Source organism: Nocardiopsis alba, from assembly GCF_000710955.1.
GTDB lineage: Bacteria > Actinomycetota > Actinomycetes > Streptosporangiales > Streptosporangiaceae > Nocardiopsis > Nocardiopsis alba.
Window position 1 is genome coordinate 63,124 of sequence record NZ_BAZE01000009.1, and the last position, 19,617, is coordinate 82,740.

Genomic DNA, 19,617 nt, shown 5'->3' on the forward strand with positions numbered 1-19,617 from the left:
TCACGAGGCGGCGGTGCACCGGCGTTCGACGACTCCCTCGCGTTCGACGGTGGAGATCCCCTCGCGGCGTAGACGGTCCCTTCCCCAGAACCCGAGCGGTTCGAGGGCCCGGTTGAGCGCGATCCCGTGCTCGGTCAGGGAGTACTCCACCCGCGGCGGCACCTCCGGATGGACCTCTCGGTGGATCAGCCCGTCCTGCTCCATCTCCCGCAGGTGCTGGGTCAGCATCTTCTCGCTGACCCCGGTCAGGCCGTGACGGAGTTCCGCGAACCGGCGGATCCCGTGATGTTCCAGCTCCCAGAGGATCAGGACCTTCCACTTGCCGCTCACCACGTCCATGGCGGCGTCGAGGCCACAGACGTAGGGTCCACGTCTCGGTGCTCGGGTCATCGTGGCCTCCTGTACTTACCCGAAGGTGCGTACCCCAGTAAAAAGTGCGTACTTCCGCAAACGTATCCGAGCCGATCACGATGGGGGCATCCGAGAGAACGAAGTGGAGAACGAGATGAAGAACGACGGGGTGACGAAGGGATCGGTCGCCCTTCTGGGGCTCGGCGCGATGGGGCGGGTACTCGCGGAACGGCTCCTCGACGCCGGACATCCGGTGACGGTCTGGAACCGGACCCCGGGCCGGGACACGGAGCTCGTGGAACGCGGGGCACGGCGAGCGGAGACGGTACGGGAGGCGGTCACCGCCGCGACGACCGTCGTCACCTGCCTCTTCGACCACGCGTCGGTGCGGGAGACACTCGAACCGGTGGGCGCCGACCTGGCCGGCAGGACTCTGGTCGACCTCACCACGACGACCCCGAACGAGGCCCGATGGCTGGGCGGATGGGCCGAGGAACGGGGCATCGAGCACCTCGACGGCGCCATCATGGCGACCCCGTCGATGATCGGCGCCCCCGAGGCGTCGCTCCTCTACAGCGGGTCCGCCGAGGCCTTCGGACGCCACAGGACCCTCTTCGAGGTCTGGGGGAGCGCCACCTACGACGGAGCGGACCACGGGGCGGCGTCGCTGTTCGACCTGGCCCTCCTGTCGGGGATGTACACGATGTTCACCGGTTTCGCGCACGGGGCCGCCATGGTCACGTCGGCGGGGGTCACCGCGGAGGAGTTCGCCCATCGATCCGCACGGCTCCTGTCCGCCATGACCGGGGTGTTCCCGATGACGGCGAAGGTGATCGACGAGGGCGACTACACGGGGCCCGGGCAGAGCCTCGAATGGACCGCCACGGCCTTGGACACCATCGCGCGCGCCTCGGCCGAGCAGGGGGTCTCTCCCGGGCCGATCGAGATGACACGGGCGCTCGTCCTCGCCCAGATCGAGGCCGGATACGGGAACGAGAACTCCGATCGGATCTACGAGGAGCTGCGGGCCGGGTGACCCGGTGATCCGAGGAGGGGCGAGGGGCCCGGTCGAGCCGTGCGTTCGAGCGGGCCCCATCGTGCGGGGCGCCCTCCGGATCGTCCTCGGGCGACCTCCCTCCTCCCCCGTGGCCCTATGTTGGAGGGAGGTTGCCCAGGCTTTTCACACACCGAAGGAGACACGCCGTGGCCCAGGTTCTCGTGGTCGCCGACGACCTCACCGGGGCCAACGCCACCGGTGCCAGGTTCGCCCGCACCGGGATGCGGGTGGCCACCGTGACCCCGGAGCACGTCAGCCGGGTCGCGGGGGACTACGACGTGGTCGTGGCCAACCTGGACAGTCGCCACGTGCCCGGGGAACAGGCGGCCGACCTGGTCACCGACGTCATCGAGGCGGTGTGGCCGGTCGGGCTGGTGGTCAAGCGCACCGACACCACGCTGCGCGGGAACGTGGGCGCCGAGGTCGAGGCCGCCTACGAGGCCGTACGAGACGGGGTGGGGCCCGGAACCCGTGTGCGCGTTCTGTTCACCCCGGCCTTTCCCGGAGCGGGGCGGACCACCGAGGGCGGCTCCCAGTTCCTCCACGGCAGTCCGCTGGAGGATACCGAGGTGGCCTTGGATCCGCTCTCGCCGATGACCACGAGCGTGGTCGAGGACATCCTGCGCGCCCAGAGCGACCTCGCCGTGCGCCACGTGCCCCTGCGACAGGTCACCCGGGAGATGCTCACCGCCGAGCTGCTCGCCGGAGACGAACCGGTGGTCGTGTGCGACGCGACCTCCGAACAGCATCTCACCGACATCGCTGAGGCGGCGGCCGCGGCGCATCATTCCGAGGGCGTCGTGTGGGTGGCGGTCGATCCGGGGACGACGGGCGCCCTGTTGGCCTACGCCCTACGCCTGCGGGGCCAGGCGGGGAGTCGGGGCCCGCTGTTGGCGGTGACCGGCAGCACCACCGATCTCACCCGCCGCCAGCTCGCCACGGTGGCCCGCACCGGCGCGGTCCGCTTCGTCGACGTGGACGCCGTCGAACTGAGCGACCCCGAGAGCGATCACGCGGACCGTGTCACGGCCCGGCTCATCGAGCACCTGTCCTCCTCCGGCTTCCCCGAGCTGTGCGTGCTGCGGGTGACCACGTCCTCGGAGCGGATCAGAGGGCTTCCGCCCCAGGCCCGGGCGGAACTGCCCGGGCGTCTGGCGAGCGTGGTCTCCGAGGCGGTCGACGAGCTCGCCGACACCGTCGGCGCGCACGCCCTGCCCAGCGGGCTCTATCTGACCGGCGGCGACCTGGCCGCCAGCGTCCTCGACGAGCTGGGCGTGCACGCCTTCGACGTGGGGGGCGAGGTGGTCCCCCTGGCCGTGCACGGACACCTGAGCGGAGGGCCCCTCGACGGCACGCCCGCCATCGCCAAGGGCGGCATGGTGGGCGACGACATCACCCTGGTCGAGTGCCTGGCCAAGCTCCGTCGGGCGGTCCAGGCACGCCTCCACCAGGTCCATTCCGAGGTCTCCGAGCACGTGATCCCCACCCCCGACCTCTGAGCGGGGACGGCCCGTTCAGGCGGAGCGGGGCGCGACGTGGGCGACGACGAGCTTGTCGACCAGTTCGGCCAGCACCTCCGGAGCCTCCAACGGTCCCATGTGACCCAGCCCGGGGATCTCCCGGACCTCCTCCAGGTTCTGGACGAGATCGCCGATGTGGCGGGCGTGCCAGAGCGGGGTGAGCTTGTCCTCGGCGCCGCCGACCACGATGGTGGGCGCCGTGATCCGCCGGACGGAGTCGTCCAGGTCCAGGGTGGTGAGGACCCGACCCCACTCGCCGCGGGGGACACCGCCGCAGTCGTGGACCAGCCTGGCGCACAGCCGCCGGGTGGCCTTGTCGGCGCCGCCGCCCATGACGAGGTACTTGAAGATCCTCGCGCTGACCGGGTTGGCGGGGCCCAGAGGGAGCGGAGCGGTCAGGAAGATCCTCGACCCCAGGGTGCCCAGGGGGCCGGGCAGCGGGATCGCGGTCGACCTGCGGGCCAGGTCGGTGCAGCCGGTGTTGGTGAGCAGCACCGCGGCGACCCTGTCGCGGAAGACCGCGCGCGGGGCCGAGGCCATGATGGTCATACCGCCCATGCTGTGCCCCGCCACCAGGACCTTCTCGCCCTCGGGGACGGTGGCCTCCAGCACGGCGCACAGGTCGTCGGCCAGTTTCCCGGTGCCGTATCCGGCCCGTGTGAGCGGGGTCTGGCTGCGGCCGTGCCCGCGCTGGTCGTAGAGGACCACCCGCAGGTTCTCGTCGAGTCTGCGGACCACGGGCCCCCAGGAGGCGAGGGAGGTCGACCAGCAATGGGAGAGGACCACGGTCGGGCCGTCGGCCGGACCGCGGACCTCCACGTGGAGTCGGGTGCCGTCGGCGGAGTGGACCTGGAGTTCCTGTGCGTGGTCCACGTGTCGTGTCGCGATGGGGATCACCTCTCGAATGACGGATCCGGAACGGACGCGCCGCGACGGCCTGCGGGGCCGCCGCGGCGCGGTGAGGGTGTCCCTCCAGGTCGGCGCGTGGCCTGGAGGGACGTCTTGTGTCCCCCTCGGTCGTCAGTCGTCCTCGATGACGATCCGGGGGACCGCGAAGGGAGGGGCGCCCGCTCCGTTGACCGGGTGACCGCCCCACAGGTTGGGCGCGTCGAGGGTGCCCACGCCCTTGTGGCCGTCCGGTGTGCGGACCACGACGGTGCGCACACCGTCCTCGTAGGCCTTGGTGATCCCGGGCTCCGCGGCGAGACGGCCGGTCCACCGGTAGTCGCCGGTGAGGGGGGAGAAGTGGCCGGCCAGGTGCGCCGCGACCTCCACGCCCTCCTCGGCCTCCTCGGAGAACAGGACCGTGACCGTGCCCCGGTACTCCTCCTCGTCGTCACCGAACCCGCTCATGGTGTTCCTCCTTCGTCAGACCGCGGACCGGGCCGCGGCCTCGTCCCTCCTCGCCGAACGGATACGGCGCAGGTCGTAGTTGTGCGGGTCGAACCAGCGGGTGCGCAGCGCGTAGTTCCAGGTGAAGGTGGGCCACAGCGTGGTGTTGCGGCCCTCCTCGTTCAGGTACCAGCTGTCACAGCCGCCGGTCACCCAGACGGTGCCCCGCATCGACCTGTGCACCATCTCGTTGTAGGCGCGCTGGGCCTCGGCCCGGGGCTCCAGACGGTCCACACGGTTGCGGCAGGCGTACTTGAGCGCCTCCATCGTGTACCGGATCTGGGCCTCGATCATGAAGACCTGCGACGTGTGCCCCAGCCCGGTGTTGGGCCCGGCGAGGACGAACGCGTTCGGGAAACCGTTGACGGTGGTGCCGCGGAAGGCCTGGACGTCGGCGCCCCAGTGCTCGGCGAGGGAGCGGCCGCGTGCGTCGTGGATGCGGTGGGCGATGGGCGGGTCGGTGACCTGGAAGCCGGTTCCGAGGATGATCGTGTCGACCTCGTGCTCGGTCTCGGCCCCGGACGCGTCCCGGGTGACCACGGAGTTCGGCCGGATCTCGACGATCCCGTCGGTGACCACGTCGACGTTGGGTCGGGCGAGGGCGGGGTAGTAGTCGTTGGACATCAGGATGCGCTTGCACCCGGCGCGGAAGGTCGGGGTGAGCTTGCGTCGCAGTTCGGGGTCCTTGACCGAACGGTCGATGTTGGCCCGGCCCAGGCGTTCCACGATGCCCAACAGCCGGGGGTTCTTCGCGAAACCGAGGATGTAGGTCTCGCGACCCCAGTAGATGCTCTTGCGGGCGACCTGCTGGGCTCCGGGGATGTTCCGGTAGAGCCAGCTCTCCAGGCGGGTGATGTCGCGGTCGTGCCGGAACATCACCCACGGGGCGGTGCGCTGGAACAGGCTCAACCGGCCGACCTTCGGCTGGATCCTGGGCACGAACTGGATGGCGGAGGCGCCGGTGCCGATCACGGCCACCTTCCGCCCGGTCAGGTCGTGGTCGTGGTCCCACTCGGCGGAGTGGAAGAGGCGCCCCTCGAAGGTGTCGATGCCTTTGATATCGGGCAGTACGGGGTCGGCGAGGGGGCCCGCGCCGCTGATCAGGAACTGCGCGGTGACGGTGCCGCTCGCGGTCTCGATCCGCCAGCGGTTGTCCGCGGGCTCCCAGCGGGCGGCCTTGACGTCGCTGCCGTACCGGACGTGGCGGTGGATCCCGTGTTCTCCGGCGACCCGTCGCATGTAGTCCCGGATCTCGGGCTGGGGGGAGAAGGTCCGGCTCCAGCCCGGGTTGAGGGCGAAGGAGAAGGAGTACAGGTGGGAGGGCACGTCGCAGGCGGCTCCCGGATAGGAGTTGTCCCGCCAGGTGCCGCCGATGTCGTCGGCCCGTTCCAGGACGACGAAGTCGTCGAGCCCGGCCTGCCTGAGACGGATCGCCATGCCGATCCCGGCGAAACCGGTGCCGATGACGGCGACCCGGTAGTGCGGTACTGCTTCGGTCACGTCGCTCTTCCCTTCGTACGTCCGGCCGACGGTCCGCTCCGGCCGCCCGGTGAGGATGACCCTCGAAGGCGGGGCGCGTTCCGCCTTCGAGGGGAGGGGTGCCGGGCCCCGGGAGCGTGGCGCGTTCGCTCCCGGAACCCGACGTCTGGGACCGCCGTCGGAAGACGTGGCGCGTTTCGTCTTCCGACGGCGGCGTTCGGGAGAGGGACGTCCGGTCCCTCGGCGGTGGTCGGAGCGGCCCCGGAGAAGGCGGGGCCGTGTTCGTTCCCGGGTGTCAGCGGCCGAGGAGGCCGGCCTTCCTCCAGAAGTAGCGTCCCAGCCCGGTGATGGCGCCCGCGGTGTCGAGGGTGCCGACGACCTTGCGGGCCGCCCAGGTCTTGGTCTCGATCCAGTGGGGGTTGCGGCGGGCGACCCGGTAGGCCTCCTTGGGGTCGAGTCCGACCTGCGCGTAGACCTTCGGGTTGATGAGCCGGGTGGCGGAGTAGTAGGTGACCAGCCCCAGGACGATCCGGCTGTAGGCCCTGTTGAGGGCTCCCCGCTCCACCCAGTCGCGCTGGAACTCCTCACGGGCGTAGCGCATGTGCCGGGCCTCCTCGGTCACGTGGATCCGGGCGACCGAGCGTACGAGGGGCAGGATCTGCTCGTCCGGGACGGCCTCGCGCTGGAGCTGGTCCAGCACCTCCTCGACGAACAGGGCGCCCGCGAAGATCAGAGGTCCGTGGGCGATCGCCTTGAAGACCCGTCCCAGGTGGTAGGCGACCGGGTCGAGCCGGTGCGCCTCCCAGCCGAGCTTCTTCACCATCTTGGCGAACATGACGGTGTGGCGGCACTCGTCCGCGATCTCGGTGTAGGCGTACTGGACGTGGAGGCTGGTGGGGTCGTTGTGGTAGGCGTGCCTGACCAGCATCTGCATGAGGATGGTCTCGAACCAGATGCCGATGGTGGCGACGCTGGCGACCTCCAGGCGGGACAGCTCCTTGCGCTGTTCCTCGGTGAGCCGGTCCCACAGGTGGGTGCCGTAGAGGGAGATCCGCTCGGGACGGATGGCCCACATGTCGGGGTCGACGGGGGCGTCCCAGTCGATCTCGACGAGCGGGTCGTAGGAGGCCTTGGCCGATCCGCGCAGGAGACGCTTGGCGATGTCCTCGCGGTCGGTGAGCTTGGGTTTGGCGACGACTTCGGCGGTCATCCGACTGTCTCCTTCAGGAACGGGTGGTCTGTGCGTGCGGGGTGCCGTACCGCGCGTGGAGGCCGCGGGCGATCTCGGCGTCGGCGAAGGCGCCGTCGGTGAGCAGCAGGCCGAGTTGGAGGGCCACGATCTGCTCGGTGGTGCCCGGGAAGTGCCGGGTCAGATGGAGGGCCGCGGTACCCAGGGCGGTCGAGGCGATGTCGCGGGGAGGGTGTTTGGCTCCGGCGGCCCGGACCACGGCCATGACGGTGTCGCGCTCGGTCTCGGCGGGGACGAGCCCGTCGAGGGAGGCGCCGGTGGCCCGGGAGCTCTCGTGGATGGGCGTGTCGACGAAGCCCGGATAGATCGTGGTGACACCGACGTGGGTGCCGTACTCGGCGCGGAGGCAGTCGGCGTAGGCGGAGACGGCACGTTTGGAGACCGTGTAGGCGCCGGCCAGGGGCAGTTGGAGTCCGGCCAGGAGGGAGGCGGTGACGATCACCCGACCGCGGCTGCGGACCAGGTGGGGCATGGCGGCCGCGGTGACCCTCCAGGTTCCGAGGAGGTTGACCTCCAGGGCCTGGTGCGCGTGGGAGTCGGGCATGTGCCCGATATCGACGGAGGGGCCGATCCCGGCGTAGTGGACGAGCAGGTCCAGGTCGCCGTCGAGGCGGTCGACGGCCTCGGCCACCCCTTCCTCGACCTGTCGGTCGTCGGTGATGTCGCAGGCGATCACACCGGGGGAGGGTTTGCGGTCGAGTCCGACGACGTTGACGCCGATGTGGCGAAGGACCGCCACGGTGGCGCTGCCGAACGCTCCGGAGGCGCCGGTGACGATGGCGTTCTGGCCCGGGAGACGGCGCAGGTGGCGCGGCAAGGGGGTCGTCATGTGATCTCCTCCACAGTCATTGCCGGAACGTTACAACGAGCATTGTCACAATGCAATGGGGTGTGACGCGGAATTTACTCGCGAGTAGGTCGAGATGTCGGGAAGGTGTCCGAGGCGCCGTGTTCTCGGCCTTTTCGGACATCACGAAGGGCCCGGCGGCCGGTGGGGGCGCCGGGTCCGGTGGTGAGAGAGGGGCCCGTGGGTCGGGTCAGCGACCCAGGAGGCCGGCCCTCCTCCAGAAACGACGGCCGATCCCCGAGATCGCCCCTGCGGTGTCGAGCGTCGACACGACCTTGCGGGACAGCTCCGTCTTGCTGTCGATGAAACGCGGGTTACGGCGGGCGACCCGACGGGCCTCCCGGGGATCGAGACCGACCCGCGCGTAGACCTTCGGGTGGATGAGGCGGGTGGCGGAGAAGTAGGCCACCACGCCGAGGACCAGGCGGCTGTAGGCCCTGTTCACCGGGCCCCTCCGGAGCCAGTCCCGGTGGAACTCCTCGCGGGCGTACCGGATGTGCCGGGCCTCCTCGATCACGTGGATGCGCGAGGTGGAACGCACGACCGGCTCGATGCTCTCGTCCTTCATCATCTCCCGCTGAAGCCGATCCAGGATCTCCTCGACGAACAGGGCTCCGCCGAAGATCAGCGGCCCGTGGGCGAGCGCCTTGAAGACCCGCCCCAGCGCGTGCGCGAGCGGGTCGATCCGGTAGGCCCGGGATCCGAGCCGCTCGATGGCCTTGGCGAACATGACGGTGTGGCGGCACTCGTCCGCGATCTCGGTGTAGGCGTACTGGACGTGGAGGCTGGTGGGGTCGTTGTGGTAGGCGTGCCTGACCAGCATCTGCATGAGGATGGTCTCGAACCAGATGCCCGTCGCCATGGTGGAGGCGACCTCCAGGCGGGACAGCTCCTTGCGCTCTTCCTCGGTGAGCCGGTCCCACAGGTGGGTGCCGTAGAGGGATACGCGCTCGGGGCGCATGCCCCAGAGGTCCTTCAGTGGCGCGTCCCAGTCGATCTGGACCAGGGGGTCGTAGGAGGCCTTGGCCGATCCGCGCAGGAGACGCTTGGCGATGTCCTCGCGGTCGGTGGGCGCGACCTCAGGGGTTCGGGCTGCGGACATGGATCCCTCCCGAGGGTGTTCCGTGTCGGAGGCGCGCCGAACGAGGGGTTCGTCTGATGTGACCCTGTTCACTCCGTTTGGTTAAAACGTTACAATCTTCATTGACAACGTTCAATGGCGGGAAAGGATCGGAACACCGATGAGTACGGCTCTCACGGATCTCTAGGCTGGTCCCATGGCCGAATACCGTATTGACGAACTGGCCCGGCTCGCCGAGACGACGGTGCGCAACGTCCGGGTCTACCAGGACAGAGGGCTGCTCGCCCCACCCCGACGCCAAGGCCGCGTCGGAATCTACTCCGAGGCGCACCTGGCGCGCCTGCGGTTGATCGGCCAACTCCTCCGTCGCGGCTACACCTTCGCCAACATCGGAGAGATGTTCCAGGTATGGGAACGCGGCGGCGACCTGTCCGAGATCCTCGGCTTCGAGTCCGCCATCGGCGACGCCTGGAGCGACGAGATCGCCGACTACGTCGGGATCGGCGAACTGCGGGAGATCTTCGGCAAGGAGGTGACCCCGCGGACGATAAAGCGCGCCCTCGACCTGCGCCTGCTCGAACGCGACGGTCTGCGTTTCCGGATCCCCAGCCCGCGCCTGTTCCACGCCGGCGTCGAACTGGTCCGCCTGGGCATGAGCGTCTCCTCGGTGCTCGACATCGCGGAGAACCTGAGGGAGCACATCGGCGACGTCTCCGAGCACATGGTGCGGCTGGTCTCGGACCACATCATCCACGAGTACGCGCCGGGGACCGTCGTCCAGAGCGAGGACGTCGCCCAGATCGCCGAACTGGTCCGACGCGTGCGCCCCCTGGCGCAGCAGGCGGTCGACGCGGTCCTGGCCCAGGAGATGGCCCACCACCTCGCCAACGCCATGGGCGACCACTTCGCCGAGGCCATGGAGCACCTCGGAACGAGGGAGACGGACGGGGACGAGGGGCCCGCGGGCCCCGCCTGACCGGGAGGGCCCGAACGCCGCGAGCGACGTCCGGGCCCCGGAGGCCTCACCCCGAAGGACGGTCCTCGACCCGCACGGGGGACCCGCCCGTCTCGGAGGAGCGCTTCGTGACCACCGAGATCGGAAGCGACCCGGTGTGCCGTAGTTCGGCGAAGGAGCCGGCCGGTACGGCGGGAGCGTGGGGGAAGACCGGGTCGACCCTGCGGTACGCCTCGCCCTGGGGCGGTCGGGCGTCCTTCTCGCCCTTGTTCGGCCACAACGACATCGCCCGTTCGGCCTGCGCGGTGATCGTCAACGACGGGTTCACCCCCAGGTTGGCGGTGACCGCCGAACCGTCCACCACGTGCAGCCCCGGGTATCCGTACAGCCGGTGGTAGGGGTCGATCACCCCGGTGTCCGGGCCGTCCCCGATCGGGCAGCCGCCCAGGAAGTGCGCGGTCATCGGGATGTTGAACGGGTCCCCGATGGTGCCGCCGGGGTAGCCGTCGATCCGCTCGGCCAGCCGCGTGGCGGCCTCCTGGCCGGCGGGGATCCAGGTCGGGTTGGGCTCCCCGTGGCCCTGGCGCGAGGTGAGTCGTTTCCGGCCGCCGAACGGTCCACGCTTGACCGAGGTGGTCAACGAGTTGTCCAACGACTGCATCACCAGACCGATGATGATCCGCTCCGACCAGCGCCGGTTGGAGAGGCTGCGGGCGAACACGTACGGGTTGCGCGCGATCAGCCCCAGGTAGCGGAGCCAGCGCGGGATCCTCCCGCCGCCCGGGACCTGGATGGTGGTGAGCAGCCCCATCGCGTTGGAGCCCTTGCCGTAGCGCACCGGTTCGATGTGGGTGTTCTCGTCGGGGTGGATGGAGGAGGTGATGGCGACGCCGTGGGTGAGGTCCTCGGGCGGCGGCACCTGCTTGCTCATGGCCCCCACCAGCGCCTCGGAGTTGGTGCGGGTGAGGGTGCCCAACCTGGAGGACAGGCGCGGCAGCAGACCGTCGTCGCGCATCCGGTGCAGGAGGTCCTGCGTGTTGTAGGTGCCCGCGGCCACCACCACCTGACGGGCGGTGAACGTGCGGGCGTTCTCCCTCCGTCGCGGGGCGTCGGTGCGGAGGGTGTCGACGGCGAAACCGCCGCCCTCGGCGTCGGGGCGGACCCGGAGCCGTTCCACCGTGGTCAGGGGGTGGATCTCGGCGCCCCCGCGTTCGGCGAAGTACAGGTAGTTCTCGGTGAGGGTGTTCTTGGCGCCGTGCCGGCAGCCGGTCATGCACTCACCGCATTCGGTGCAGGCCCTGCGCTCGGGGCCCGCGCCGCCGAAGTAGGGGTCCCCCACGGACTCGCCGGGGGCGGCCTTGTTCCCCTCCCCGTCCCGTCCGTCGCCGAAGCACACGCCCACCGGGGTCAGCCGGAAGGTGTCACCGACGCCCATGTCCTCGGCGACCGCCTTCAGATGGACGTCGGAGGGGGTCATCGTGGGGTTGGTGCGCACGCCGAGCATGCGACGGGCCTGGTCGTAGAAGGGGGCCAGTTCCGTCTTCCAGTCGGTGATGTGCCGCCACTGGGGGTCTTCGAAGAAGGGGTCCATCGGGTGGTACAGGGTGTTCGCGTAGTTGAGCGAACCACCTCCCACCCCGGCCCCGGCCAGGATCATCACGTCGCGCAGCAGGTGGATGCGCTGGATCCCGTACATGCCGGCCTTCGGGGCCCAGAGGAAGTTCCTCAGGTCCCAGGAGGACGAGGGCAGGGTCTCGGGGGTGAAACGGCGTCCGGCCTCCAGGACACCGACGCGGTATCCCTTCTCGGTGAGGCGGAGCGCGCTCACCGATCCGCCGAACCCCGACCCGATCACGACGACGTCGTAGTCGAAGTCGTCGTCCGATGCGTATCGATCGGCGGGGGCCTCTGTGCTCTGAGGGGGCATGGAACTCGGCCTCTCTCCAGGTCGGAAGCGGTTGCCCGTAATGCGCCGGATACGAGTCCGCAACGATGAACTAGTCATCTGGAAATGTGACAACCAATATTGTAATGTTCGTCACTACCGCCGAGTAGGTGTGTTCCATATAACACACGTGGCGCGCGTCGGCGCAAGTCTCCTTCCCCCTCGTCGCCCCCAGGGGTGACGGAACCTCTGGAGGTACAGATGCCCAAGGCCCCGGAAGAGGTGCCGGAGGCGCCTCAAGACGCGTCCGGAACGAACGAAGGCCGAGGCGGTACCCGTTGGCGCAGGTTCGCCCTGGTCGCGGTCCCCGGTCTGGTGGCGGCGGCGGTGCTCGGCGGCATGACCACGCAGGGGTTGCTGGCCGCCTCCTTTGCGGTCTCCGGCGACAGCTTCAAGATGTCCGCCGACCGACTCTCCGGCACCGGGTTCAGCCAGTACGGGGACGTCGCCTCCTCGGTCGACGGCTCCGCCCGGCCGGTGGGACTCTCCACCGTCGACTCCGCCGAACTCGAGAACCTGTGCATGTCCTCTCTGTGGGACCTGCCCATCGGGGAGGCGACCCTGGTCATCACCGCCGGTGCCGACACCCCGGTCGAGGGCACCTCGATGGTCATCGACATCGAACAGCTCCAGGGCAACGCCGAGTTCGGCGCCATCGAGATCGGCCGTGACGCCAGCACACTGGACAAGGCCGACGGAGGTCAGGGGCCGGCCGGGGGCTTCGGACTCCAGGCCGACACCATCACCGTCTCCGAGATGGAGATGACCTCTTGGGCGGTCAGTTCCGGCTCCCTGCGGCTGAGCGGGCTCGGACTGGCGATCCGCCCCGGCAACCACGAGTGCTTCTGATCCCATGGCCCAAGCGATGACCCTCTTCCGGGCGGGGCGGGAGCGGTTCCGCGACTGGCGGCGCACACGGCCGTTCTGGGGCGGACTCCTCCTCGTCGTGGCCGGAATCGAGCTGCTGGTCGCCCCCGCCGCCCAGAGTCTGATCCTGCCGATCGACCTGATCGTCTACGCCGGTGTCGCCGGAGTCTCCGGCACCCTCATCGGCTTCCTGCTGATCGCGCTCGGTGTGCTGAGCTGGCTGCAACCGGCCCAGAACGTCTTCTTCGGCCTGGTCGGGGTCATGCTCTCCCTGGCCTCCTTCGTCACCTCCAACTTCGGCGGCTTCGTCATCGGCATGCTGGTCGGCATCGTCGGCGGGGCGCTCGTGTTCGCCTGGGGGCCCAAGGCCCTCGACCAGCGCCGAGCACGCCGCGCGAGGAAGGGGGAGACCTCGGAACGGCCCGAAGAGGAGGACGAGGACACACGGGACGTCGAGGACACCGGCACCGACGTCCCCGAACCCGCGGAGGGGGCCCCCGATACCCCTGCCTCCGAGCCTTCGGTCGACGGTCCGGGGCGGGGGGCCCGCCCCCTGGCCGCGCTGGCGCTTCCCCTGGCCGTCGCGGTCGCCCTCACCGCCGCCCCCACGTCCTCAGCGGGCTGGCCCTGGGACTGGCTGTTCCCCGGGGACGGAGACGAGAGTTCGGAGGAGGAGCCCGAACGGGATCCCTCTCCCGAACCCTCCGACGGGGCCTCCGTGCCTCCCGAACGACCCGACCCCGGAGAGGGCGACGGTGACGAGGAGGAAGAGGAGGAGAAGGAGGACGACGGGCGCGAGGAGGACGAGGAGACCGACGAGGAGGAAGAGGACGCGGCTCCGGAGGACTGTGACCTGCGGGTCGGGGATTCCGCCGTCGTCGAGGACGAGGACGACTTCCTCGAAGCGGTCATGGCCTGTCGGGCCGCGGAGGAGGCGGGGGACTACCCCGAGGTCATGGTCGACTCCGACTACGACTGTTTCCGAGGGTCGGTCCGTGACTCCGGGCTGACCGCCGACAGCCTCGCCATGTTCGGTGCCCGCTACGAGGGAGTGGTCGAATGCCCCACCGCCGACGGGCCGCGCCGCTACATCCGGATCACGATGAGCAGCACCGTCCTCGAAGGCGGCGAGCTGTGGTTCGACGACGCCGGAAGCCGCAGGTCGCTGGGGTTGCCCACGATGAACCTCGACGGCGACGTCGAACTGCACGTCACGAGCATGCACGTCCGCATTCTGGGGATCCCGCTGACCTTCACCCCGGACTTCCCGCCGCCCCTGCTGTTGCCGATCATGTACGTCACCGACGTCGACGTCGGTGACCCGATGGCCTCGACCGATCTCATGACCATCCCGGGTCTGGACGGTCGGTACGGCGGAGGAACCTGACAGGACGGGAGAGGGGGCACCGCGTCACGCGGTGCCCCCCGTCCGTCGGAACGCCCCGGGGACGTTCTCGGAACGATCAGATCTCGTCGCCGGTGATCAACCTGCTGGGGCGGCCCACGTGGGACACGTACAGAGCGTCTCGGGCACGGGTGCAGGCCACGAACAGCAGTGTCCGCTCCTGCTGGACGACGTGCTCCAACGCGACGGGGTCGCCCTCGGCCGCCTCGATGGCCGCCTTGGGAGGCAAGAGGTGATCACTGACCCCGACCAGGGCCACGCATCGGAACTCCTGCCCCTTCATCCGGTGCATCGTGCCGACCCGGACCGCCTCCGACCGTCCGGCGCCCTCCAGAGGCGAGGTGGGAACGCCCCTGGCCTCCAACTCCTTGGCGACCTCGCGCGCCACCCAGTGATTGCGTCCGGCCACCGCGATCTCTCCGGGCAGTACCCCGGCCGCCAGCCACACCTCGACCCACTCGCCCAGGGCACGGAGCTCCTCGGCCCGGTTGTCGCAGCCCCGCACCACGGGCTCGGGGCCGTGCAGTGAGGAGCGGAGCCCGGCGAGGGTGTCGGCGTTGTCGTCCATTCCCAGAGCCGCCCGCCGCCCCAGGATCGGAAGGCTCCAATCCAGGATCTCCTGCGTCACCCGGTAACCGACCCGGAGCCGGTGACCGCGTCCGCGCACATTGATACCGAGCGAGGCCAACGAGACCCGGTTGTCGGAGACCCGCTGGTTCGGGTCGCCCACGATGAACAGATCGTCCGGCCCCTCGGGGACGGCCGCGCGCAGCATCCGCCACTGGGCCGGGTGCAGGTCCTGGGACTCGTCGACCACCACGTGGCGGTACAACGGGCCGGAACGTTCGAGCAACCGCGCGGCCTCGGCGGCCAGCTGCGGGTAGGCCCACAGGCCCTCCACCCGCATCGCCCCCACATAGCGTCGGATCGTCTCCCAGACCTGACGCCGGTGTTCGGGGGCCAGGTGCTGGATACGACCGCTGCGTTCACAACGGATGTAGTCGACCGGCGACTCCAATCCCTTGGCCAGCACGACCTGTTCCCACTCGTCCACGAGGAACCGGCCGGAGAAGGGCAGACCGTCGGCCAGGGCGACCGCGCGCCAACGCTGCGCGAGCTCGTCGCCGTCGATCATCCGGGGCGCCATGCCGCTGTGCGACTGGACGACGGAACGGGCCAGTCCGTCGATGGTGACGACCCGCACCCGGGCGCGGGCTCCGGGAGAGGTCAGGAGCCGGTCGAGCCGGTCGGAGAGGGTCTGGGCCAGAGCCCGGTTGTAGGTGGTGAGCAGGACCGACTCCCGGTTCCGTTCGGGGTGGGCCTCGGCGTCCATCTCGGCCAGGTACGCGGCTCGATAGAGGGCCAGTACGGTCTTGCCGGTCCCGGGCCCGCCCGTGACCTGGACGGAGCCCTTGAACTCCCCCTCGGCCAGACGGTGCTGGTCGGGGTGGAGGGTGATCCGCCACTGGTCGAAGGGGGCGGTGAGGGCGCCGGAGAGCTCGGGAGGGCCGGAGGGGGCCAGATCGGCCGGGCCGACGCCGGCCGCGGAGGGCGGGTTCGTCAGGGCCTCCGGACGCAGGTCGCGGGCGTAGCGGAGGGCTTCGTCGCGCGGGCGCACGGTGAGGAGTCGATAGTCCGGCCCCTCCTCTTCGGCGTCCTCCCGTTCGTGGAGGTCCGCCTCCTGTTCGGAGCGGGGGTCGGGAACGATGACGCCGGACCAGTCGGGGGCGATGTCGACGACCCTGACACGAGGGTCGGCGGCGCCCGCGACCGATTCCAGGTCGGGGTGCTCGCCGGCCTGGTAGGCGCGCATCACGTCCAGCGTGCCGAGCTGGACGTCCGGCGTGAGACGGGCGAAATCGCTGAGAAACGTCGGGGCGATCGCAAGGGCGGACACGTCGTGGTTTCCTCCGGTCTTCGACCTGATGATGGCTCTGTCGGACGGTCGGATCGGACGGGTGTCGTGCGAGGGGAGATCGCTCGGGCGACCGTTCGCTTTCACTGTGAACATGCTCGCCGGGGAATTTGGGCAAACGCCCTTAACCGGGCGATCACGGGCAGATTCCGGGAACCCTTGGGGTGCGGTGTTTTCGCAGATCAAAGGATGTTTTACGGAGAGGTGTTCGAAGATTTGCGATGAGGCTTCGAAGGGTCTTCGGAGGCGGCTCGTCGACCTGCGTCTTTGTGGGGGGCTTCTTGGTCCGAAACATGGTTAATGTGCCGTCCGAAATCTGGTTCTCCAAGGCGTGAAGGGCCGCCCTCGAGTGGTCTTCACAGTGGGATGAGGGGTGGTGGTCGGCTCGGAGGCCTCGACCGAAACCCGGTGCGGGTGACGTCGAGGTTCCGGCCTCCCGGAAGGTCGCTCTCTGGCCGGATGAGGACACGCTCTGTGCAGACGGCGCACGGTGCGAGATCGTTGATCCACCCGGGGAGGGGATCTCCTGTGGTCGAGGACGCTGCCGGGGCCCGTCCTGCCTCGGCAGCGTCCTCGACCACTCCAGGGAAGCGACGCCCCGTCCCGCCCCCTCCGAAGCGGGGCGGGGCGGTGCCCCGGTGAGAGGCTCGCCGCTCCGTTCGTTCCTCATGCTCTACCGTGGGTCTGACAAAACGGGTGGAAGGAACGGTGCGCGCACGTGGCCCCCAACGACATGAGCAGGATGCGGATCTCGGACGCGGAACGCGACCAGGTCGCCGAGATCCTGAGGGAGGCGGCCGGCGAAGGGCGTCTGGACCTCGACGAACTGGACGAACGGCTCAACGCCGTCTACGCGGCCAAGACCTACGCCGACCTCGAACCCATCGTGGCCGACCTCCCCACCGGGGCCACGGGACCGATCGTGGGGACCTCCCCGGCGGTGCCCGCCCACGGGGCCGTGGTCGGCGGCGGACCGCCCCTGGTGCTCCAGGCCAAGGGCCAGCCGATGGTCCGTAAGGGCGAATGGACCGTGCCGCACCGTATCGAGGTGGACGGCCGCTTCGGTTCCATCCGCCTCGACTTCCGAGAGGCCCTCATCTCCACCCCCGTGGTGGAGGTCCACCTGGACGCCTCCTGGGGCGGGGCCGACCTGATCCTTCCCGAGACCGCCACCGCCGAGGTCGACGTCGACTCCTCATGGTTCGGCAGTCTGCGTTCGGACGTGGACTCCATCCGTCGGGCCGGCGTCACCCACTTCGTCATCACCGGGGCCTGCCAGGGCGGAAGCCTTCGAGTGCGCCACAAGAGTGCCAAGGGCTGGGGCGGCCTCTTCGGCTGACGCCTCCTCGCGGGGTCCCCGCGCCGGTCTCCGTACGCCATGATGGTGGGATCCACGGCACGGGAGGACGGCAGGGTTGCTCACCACGATGACGATCACCGGCGTGGGAGTGTGCGCCCTGGCGCTGGCCCCCCTCGCCTGGACCCGCCTGGCCGCCGCGGGCCGCCGTTCCGACGTCGAACGTGTGGCGCACCGTCCCGTCGCCGTCGTCCTGGGCGCCGCGGCCTGGCCCGAAGGGCCCTCGCCCCTGCTCGCCCGGCGGCTCGACCTGGCCGTGGCCCTCATGGAACGGGGGCGCGTCGACCGGATCCTGGTCTCGGGCGACAACCGCGAGGTCTCCAACCGGGAGACCGACACCATGACCCGGTACCTCGTCGAACGCGGAGTCCCCGCGGACCGCGTCGAGGCGGACCCCTGGGGATACCGGACCTGGGACACCTGCACCAGAGTGGGACGCTGGTACGGAGTGGACGCCGCCGTCATGGTCACCCAGTCGTTCCACCTGCCGAGGACCATCGCCCTGGCCCGCGCCGCCGGAATCGACGCCCTGGGGGTCGGGGACTCGAGCATGGGCGCCCGCCGACGCTCCACCCTCATCGGCTATCTGCGCGAGATCCCCGCGGCGGCCAAGGCCCTGCGCGACGCCCTGACCCGACCGGACCCCCTGCGGAGCGGACGCCCCGACCCCACCGACATCTGATCGGTCCGCCGTGTGAACCCCGCCCCTTCGATACGCGCACCCCTTCCGAGCCGGGATAATCGGCGTATGAACGCGACCACGGGAAACGAAGAACACGACCACACCGCCGAGGTCGACTGGGCCTCCCTCGCGCCCGAGGGCGGAGAACGCATCCCCGAGCTGCTCGAAACGGCCGCGACCAGCGATGGCGCGCTGTCCGACCTCCACGACATCATCCGCTTCCCCGCCCCCGGCCACCGTGCCGCGCCCAAGGTCGTCGACCGCCTCGTCGACCTCGCGGTCTCCCCGGAGACCTCCGACATGGACCGGTGGCGTCCCCTCAGCCTCCTGCTGGAACTGGTCGCAGCGCACCCGGAGGACCGTCTTCCCCGGACCACCGACCTCGCGCAGTGGCGTGACGAGGTGGCCTGGGCCTCCTCCAACGACCTGGAGAAGGTGCGCGCCCAGTACCGGACCTGGAGCGAGGAGGCACCCGACGAACAGCACCACCACCGCATGCGCAACCGTCTCGCGGTGCTGGAGGCCGACGACGGCGTCGCCCTCCTCCAGGCCGAACTGGACACCTACGAGGCCGTGCTCGCCCGTGTCCCCGACCTGGTCGCCCTCCTGCACGACGACAGGAACCGCAGCGGGATGGACCGGGCGGGGGAGTGGGTGAGCTACCTGCTCGCCTTCCTGCCCACCGAGTCCGAGCGCATCGTCTCCGAGATCACCTCGGCCTCCCAGGTCCTGCTCGCCAAGGACCTGCGCCCCACCCCGGGCGCCTCCGCGACCTCGGTGAGCGAGGCCATCAGGCAGGCCGCGCTCGGCAGCGGCGGAGAGCCCCTGCCCGCCGAACTGTTCGCCCTCGGTCTGCTCGGCGACCCCACCGACGTCGACCTCACCGTGGGCCTGACCCATCAGATGGCCGGCGGGAACCTCTACAACTCCTTCGCCGCCTCCGTCGCCCTGGTCCTCATCCACGGAGAGAACACCCCGCGCGAGGGGCTGCGCCGGATCGGGCGGGGCGGTGGCACCTCCATGGGCTACGAGGGCCTCTTCAACGAGTCCTGGCCGCACTGCGGTAACCGTTCGCCCCAGGTCCTGGGCCTCCTGGCGCTGGGGAGGGCCGGAGACCGCTCCCGCCGCCTGCGTCTCGACATCCTGCCCGACCTGCTCAAGAGCGACGAGGAGTCCCGTGCCCTGGTCGCCGGGGTCGGCCTCGAACTGGTCCTCGGCCCCCGCTCCAAGGAGCGCACGCTCGAAGAGCACACCCGCGCCGACTACGACGAGGAGACCCTCAAGGTCCTGTGGGCCATCGGAGAACTCCCCGACGACGCCTGGGAGGACGAGGAGTTCACCGCGACCCTGACGGCCTGGGCGTTCCCCGAGAACGCCGAGGAGTACCGCGCCCTGGTCGGCGTGGAGCCCGACGACGAGCCCGAGCCCGAGGCCCCTCAGAGCCCCGCGCAGGCCGCGCCCGCCCCCGGCGGACTGTTCGGAAGGCTCTTCGGCGGACGCTAGAAGGTGGTGCCC

General features: G+C 70.1%; 17 protein-coding genes. 8 read left to right on the forward strand and 9 right to left on the reverse strand.

The features are described 5' to 3' along the window. Window positions 1-390, reverse strand: coding sequence for a winged helix-turn-helix transcriptional regulator (locus TR33_RS17065; RefSeq protein ID WP_042284096.1), 390 nt, complete (start codon window positions 388-390; stop codon window positions 1-3). A 115-nt stretch (window positions 391-505) separates the two neighbouring features. Here TR33_RS17065 and TR33_RS17070 point away from each other — a divergent pair, with 115 nt between their 5' ends. Beyond that, a complete protein-coding gene (locus TR33_RS17070) occupies window positions 506-1,387 on the forward strand; it encodes an NAD(P)-dependent oxidoreductase (RefSeq protein ID WP_026125330.1) in 882 nt (293 codons plus the stop codon). A gap of 167 nt (window positions 1,388-1,554) precedes the next feature. Next, window positions 1,555-2,907: a four-carbon acid sugar kinase family protein gene (locus tag TR33_RS17075; protein ID WP_017536325.1), complete on the forward strand. Its 1,353-nt coding sequence runs from the start codon at window positions 1,555-1,557 to the stop codon at window positions 2,905-2,907. A 15-nt stretch (window positions 2,908-2,922) separates the two neighbouring features. Here TR33_RS17075 and TR33_RS17080 read toward each other — a convergent pair whose 3' ends face one another. The 6 genes from TR33_RS17080 to TR33_RS17105 all read right to left on the reverse strand — a co-directional run bounded on the left by TR33_RS17080 (window position 2,923) and on the right by TR33_RS17105 (window position 8,997). After that, the gene (locus TR33_RS17080) at window positions 2,923-3,816 is read right to left on the reverse strand and encodes an alpha/beta fold hydrolase (RefSeq protein ID WP_199806154.1); all 894 of its coding nucleotides are present in this window, start codon (window positions 3,814-3,816) and stop codon (window positions 2,923-2,925) included. Between the two features lie 132 nt (window positions 3,817-3,948). Continuing rightward, a complete protein-coding gene (locus tag TR33_RS17085; RefSeq protein WP_017536324.1) occupies window positions 3,949-4,281 on the reverse strand; it encodes a DUF4873 domain-containing protein in 333 nt (110 codons plus the stop codon). A 15-nt stretch (window positions 4,282-4,296) separates the two neighbouring features. Next, a complete protein-coding gene (locus tag TR33_RS17090) occupies window positions 4,297-5,820 on the reverse strand; it encodes a flavin-containing monooxygenase (RefSeq protein WP_017536323.1) in 1,524 nt (507 codons plus the stop codon). Between the two features lie 274 nt (window positions 5,821-6,094). Further along, window positions 6,095-7,009 (reverse strand): AurF N-oxygenase family protein, encoded by a 915-nt coding sequence (locus TR33_RS17095; protein ID WP_042284102.1) that lies wholly within the window; start codon window positions 7,007-7,009, stop codon window positions 6,095-6,097. 13 nt (window positions 7,010-7,022) lie between these two features. Further along, on the reverse strand, window positions 7,023-7,877 hold the full coding sequence (locus tag TR33_RS17100; protein WP_014909706.1) for an SDR family NAD(P)-dependent oxidoreductase: 855 nt from the start codon (window positions 7,875-7,877) through the stop codon (window positions 7,023-7,025). 208 nt (window positions 7,878-8,085) lie between these two features. Further along, window positions 8,086-8,997, reverse strand: coding sequence for an AurF N-oxygenase family protein (locus tag TR33_RS17105; protein ID WP_042284104.1), 912 nt, complete (start codon window positions 8,995-8,997; stop codon window positions 8,086-8,088). Between the two features lie 175 nt (window positions 8,998-9,172). On the opposite strand from TR33_RS17105, the gene TR33_RS17110 reads away from it, so the two are divergent. After that, window positions 9,173-9,952, forward strand: a complete 780-nt coding sequence (locus tag TR33_RS17110) for a MerR family transcriptional regulator (protein WP_017535574.1) — start codon at window positions 9,173-9,175, stop codon at window positions 9,950-9,952. A gap of 46 nt (window positions 9,953-9,998) precedes the next feature. Here TR33_RS17110 and TR33_RS17115 read toward each other — a convergent pair whose 3' ends face one another. Further along, window positions 9,999-11,858: a GMC oxidoreductase gene (locus TR33_RS17115; RefSeq protein ID WP_014911099.1), complete on the reverse strand. Its 1,860-nt coding sequence runs from the start codon at window positions 11,856-11,858 to the stop codon at window positions 9,999-10,001. A 219-nt stretch (window positions 11,859-12,077) separates the two neighbouring features. Between TR33_RS17115 and TR33_RS17120 the strand changes: the two genes are divergently transcribed. Continuing rightward, window positions 12,078-12,725, forward strand: coding sequence for a DUF6230 family protein (locus TR33_RS17120; protein WP_014908940.1), 648 nt, complete (start codon window positions 12,078-12,080; stop codon window positions 12,723-12,725). Window positions 12,726-12,729: 4 nt separating this feature from the next. Beyond that, window positions 12,730-14,130 carry a DUF6114 domain-containing protein gene (locus TR33_RS17125; RefSeq protein ID WP_017535575.1) on the forward strand — a complete coding sequence of 467 codons (1,401 nt, stop codon included), beginning with the start codon at window positions 12,730-12,732 and terminating at the stop codon, window positions 14,128-14,130. A 76-nt stretch (window positions 14,131-14,206) separates the two neighbouring features. Here TR33_RS17125 and TR33_RS17130 read toward each other — a convergent pair whose 3' ends face one another. Next, window positions 14,207-16,045 (reverse strand): UvrD-helicase domain-containing protein, encoded by a 1,839-nt coding sequence (locus TR33_RS17130; protein ID WP_026125182.1) that lies wholly within the window; start codon window positions 16,043-16,045, stop codon window positions 14,207-14,209. A 736-nt stretch (window positions 16,046-16,781) separates the two neighbouring features. Between TR33_RS17130 and TR33_RS17135 the strand changes: the two genes are divergently transcribed. The 3 genes from TR33_RS17135 to TR33_RS17145 all read left to right on the forward strand — a co-directional run bounded on the left by TR33_RS17135 (window position 16,782) and on the right by TR33_RS17145 (window position 19,605). Continuing rightward, the gene (locus TR33_RS17135; RefSeq protein WP_014913309.1) at window positions 16,782-17,402 is read left to right on the forward strand and encodes a DUF1707 SHOCT-like domain-containing protein; all 621 of its coding nucleotides are present in this window, start codon (window positions 16,782-16,784) and stop codon (window positions 17,400-17,402) included. A gap of 88 nt (window positions 17,403-17,490) precedes the next feature. After that, window positions 17,491-18,102: a SanA/YdcF family protein gene (locus TR33_RS17140; protein WP_187294599.1), complete on the forward strand. Its 612-nt coding sequence runs from the start codon at window positions 17,491-17,493 to the stop codon at window positions 18,100-18,102. Window positions 18,103-18,168: 66 nt separating this feature from the next. Continuing rightward, window positions 18,169-19,605 (forward strand): hypothetical protein, encoded by a 1,437-nt coding sequence (locus TR33_RS17145; RefSeq protein WP_042284108.1) that lies wholly within the window; start codon window positions 18,169-18,171, stop codon window positions 19,603-19,605. Window positions 19,606-19,617: the final 12 nt, after the last annotated feature.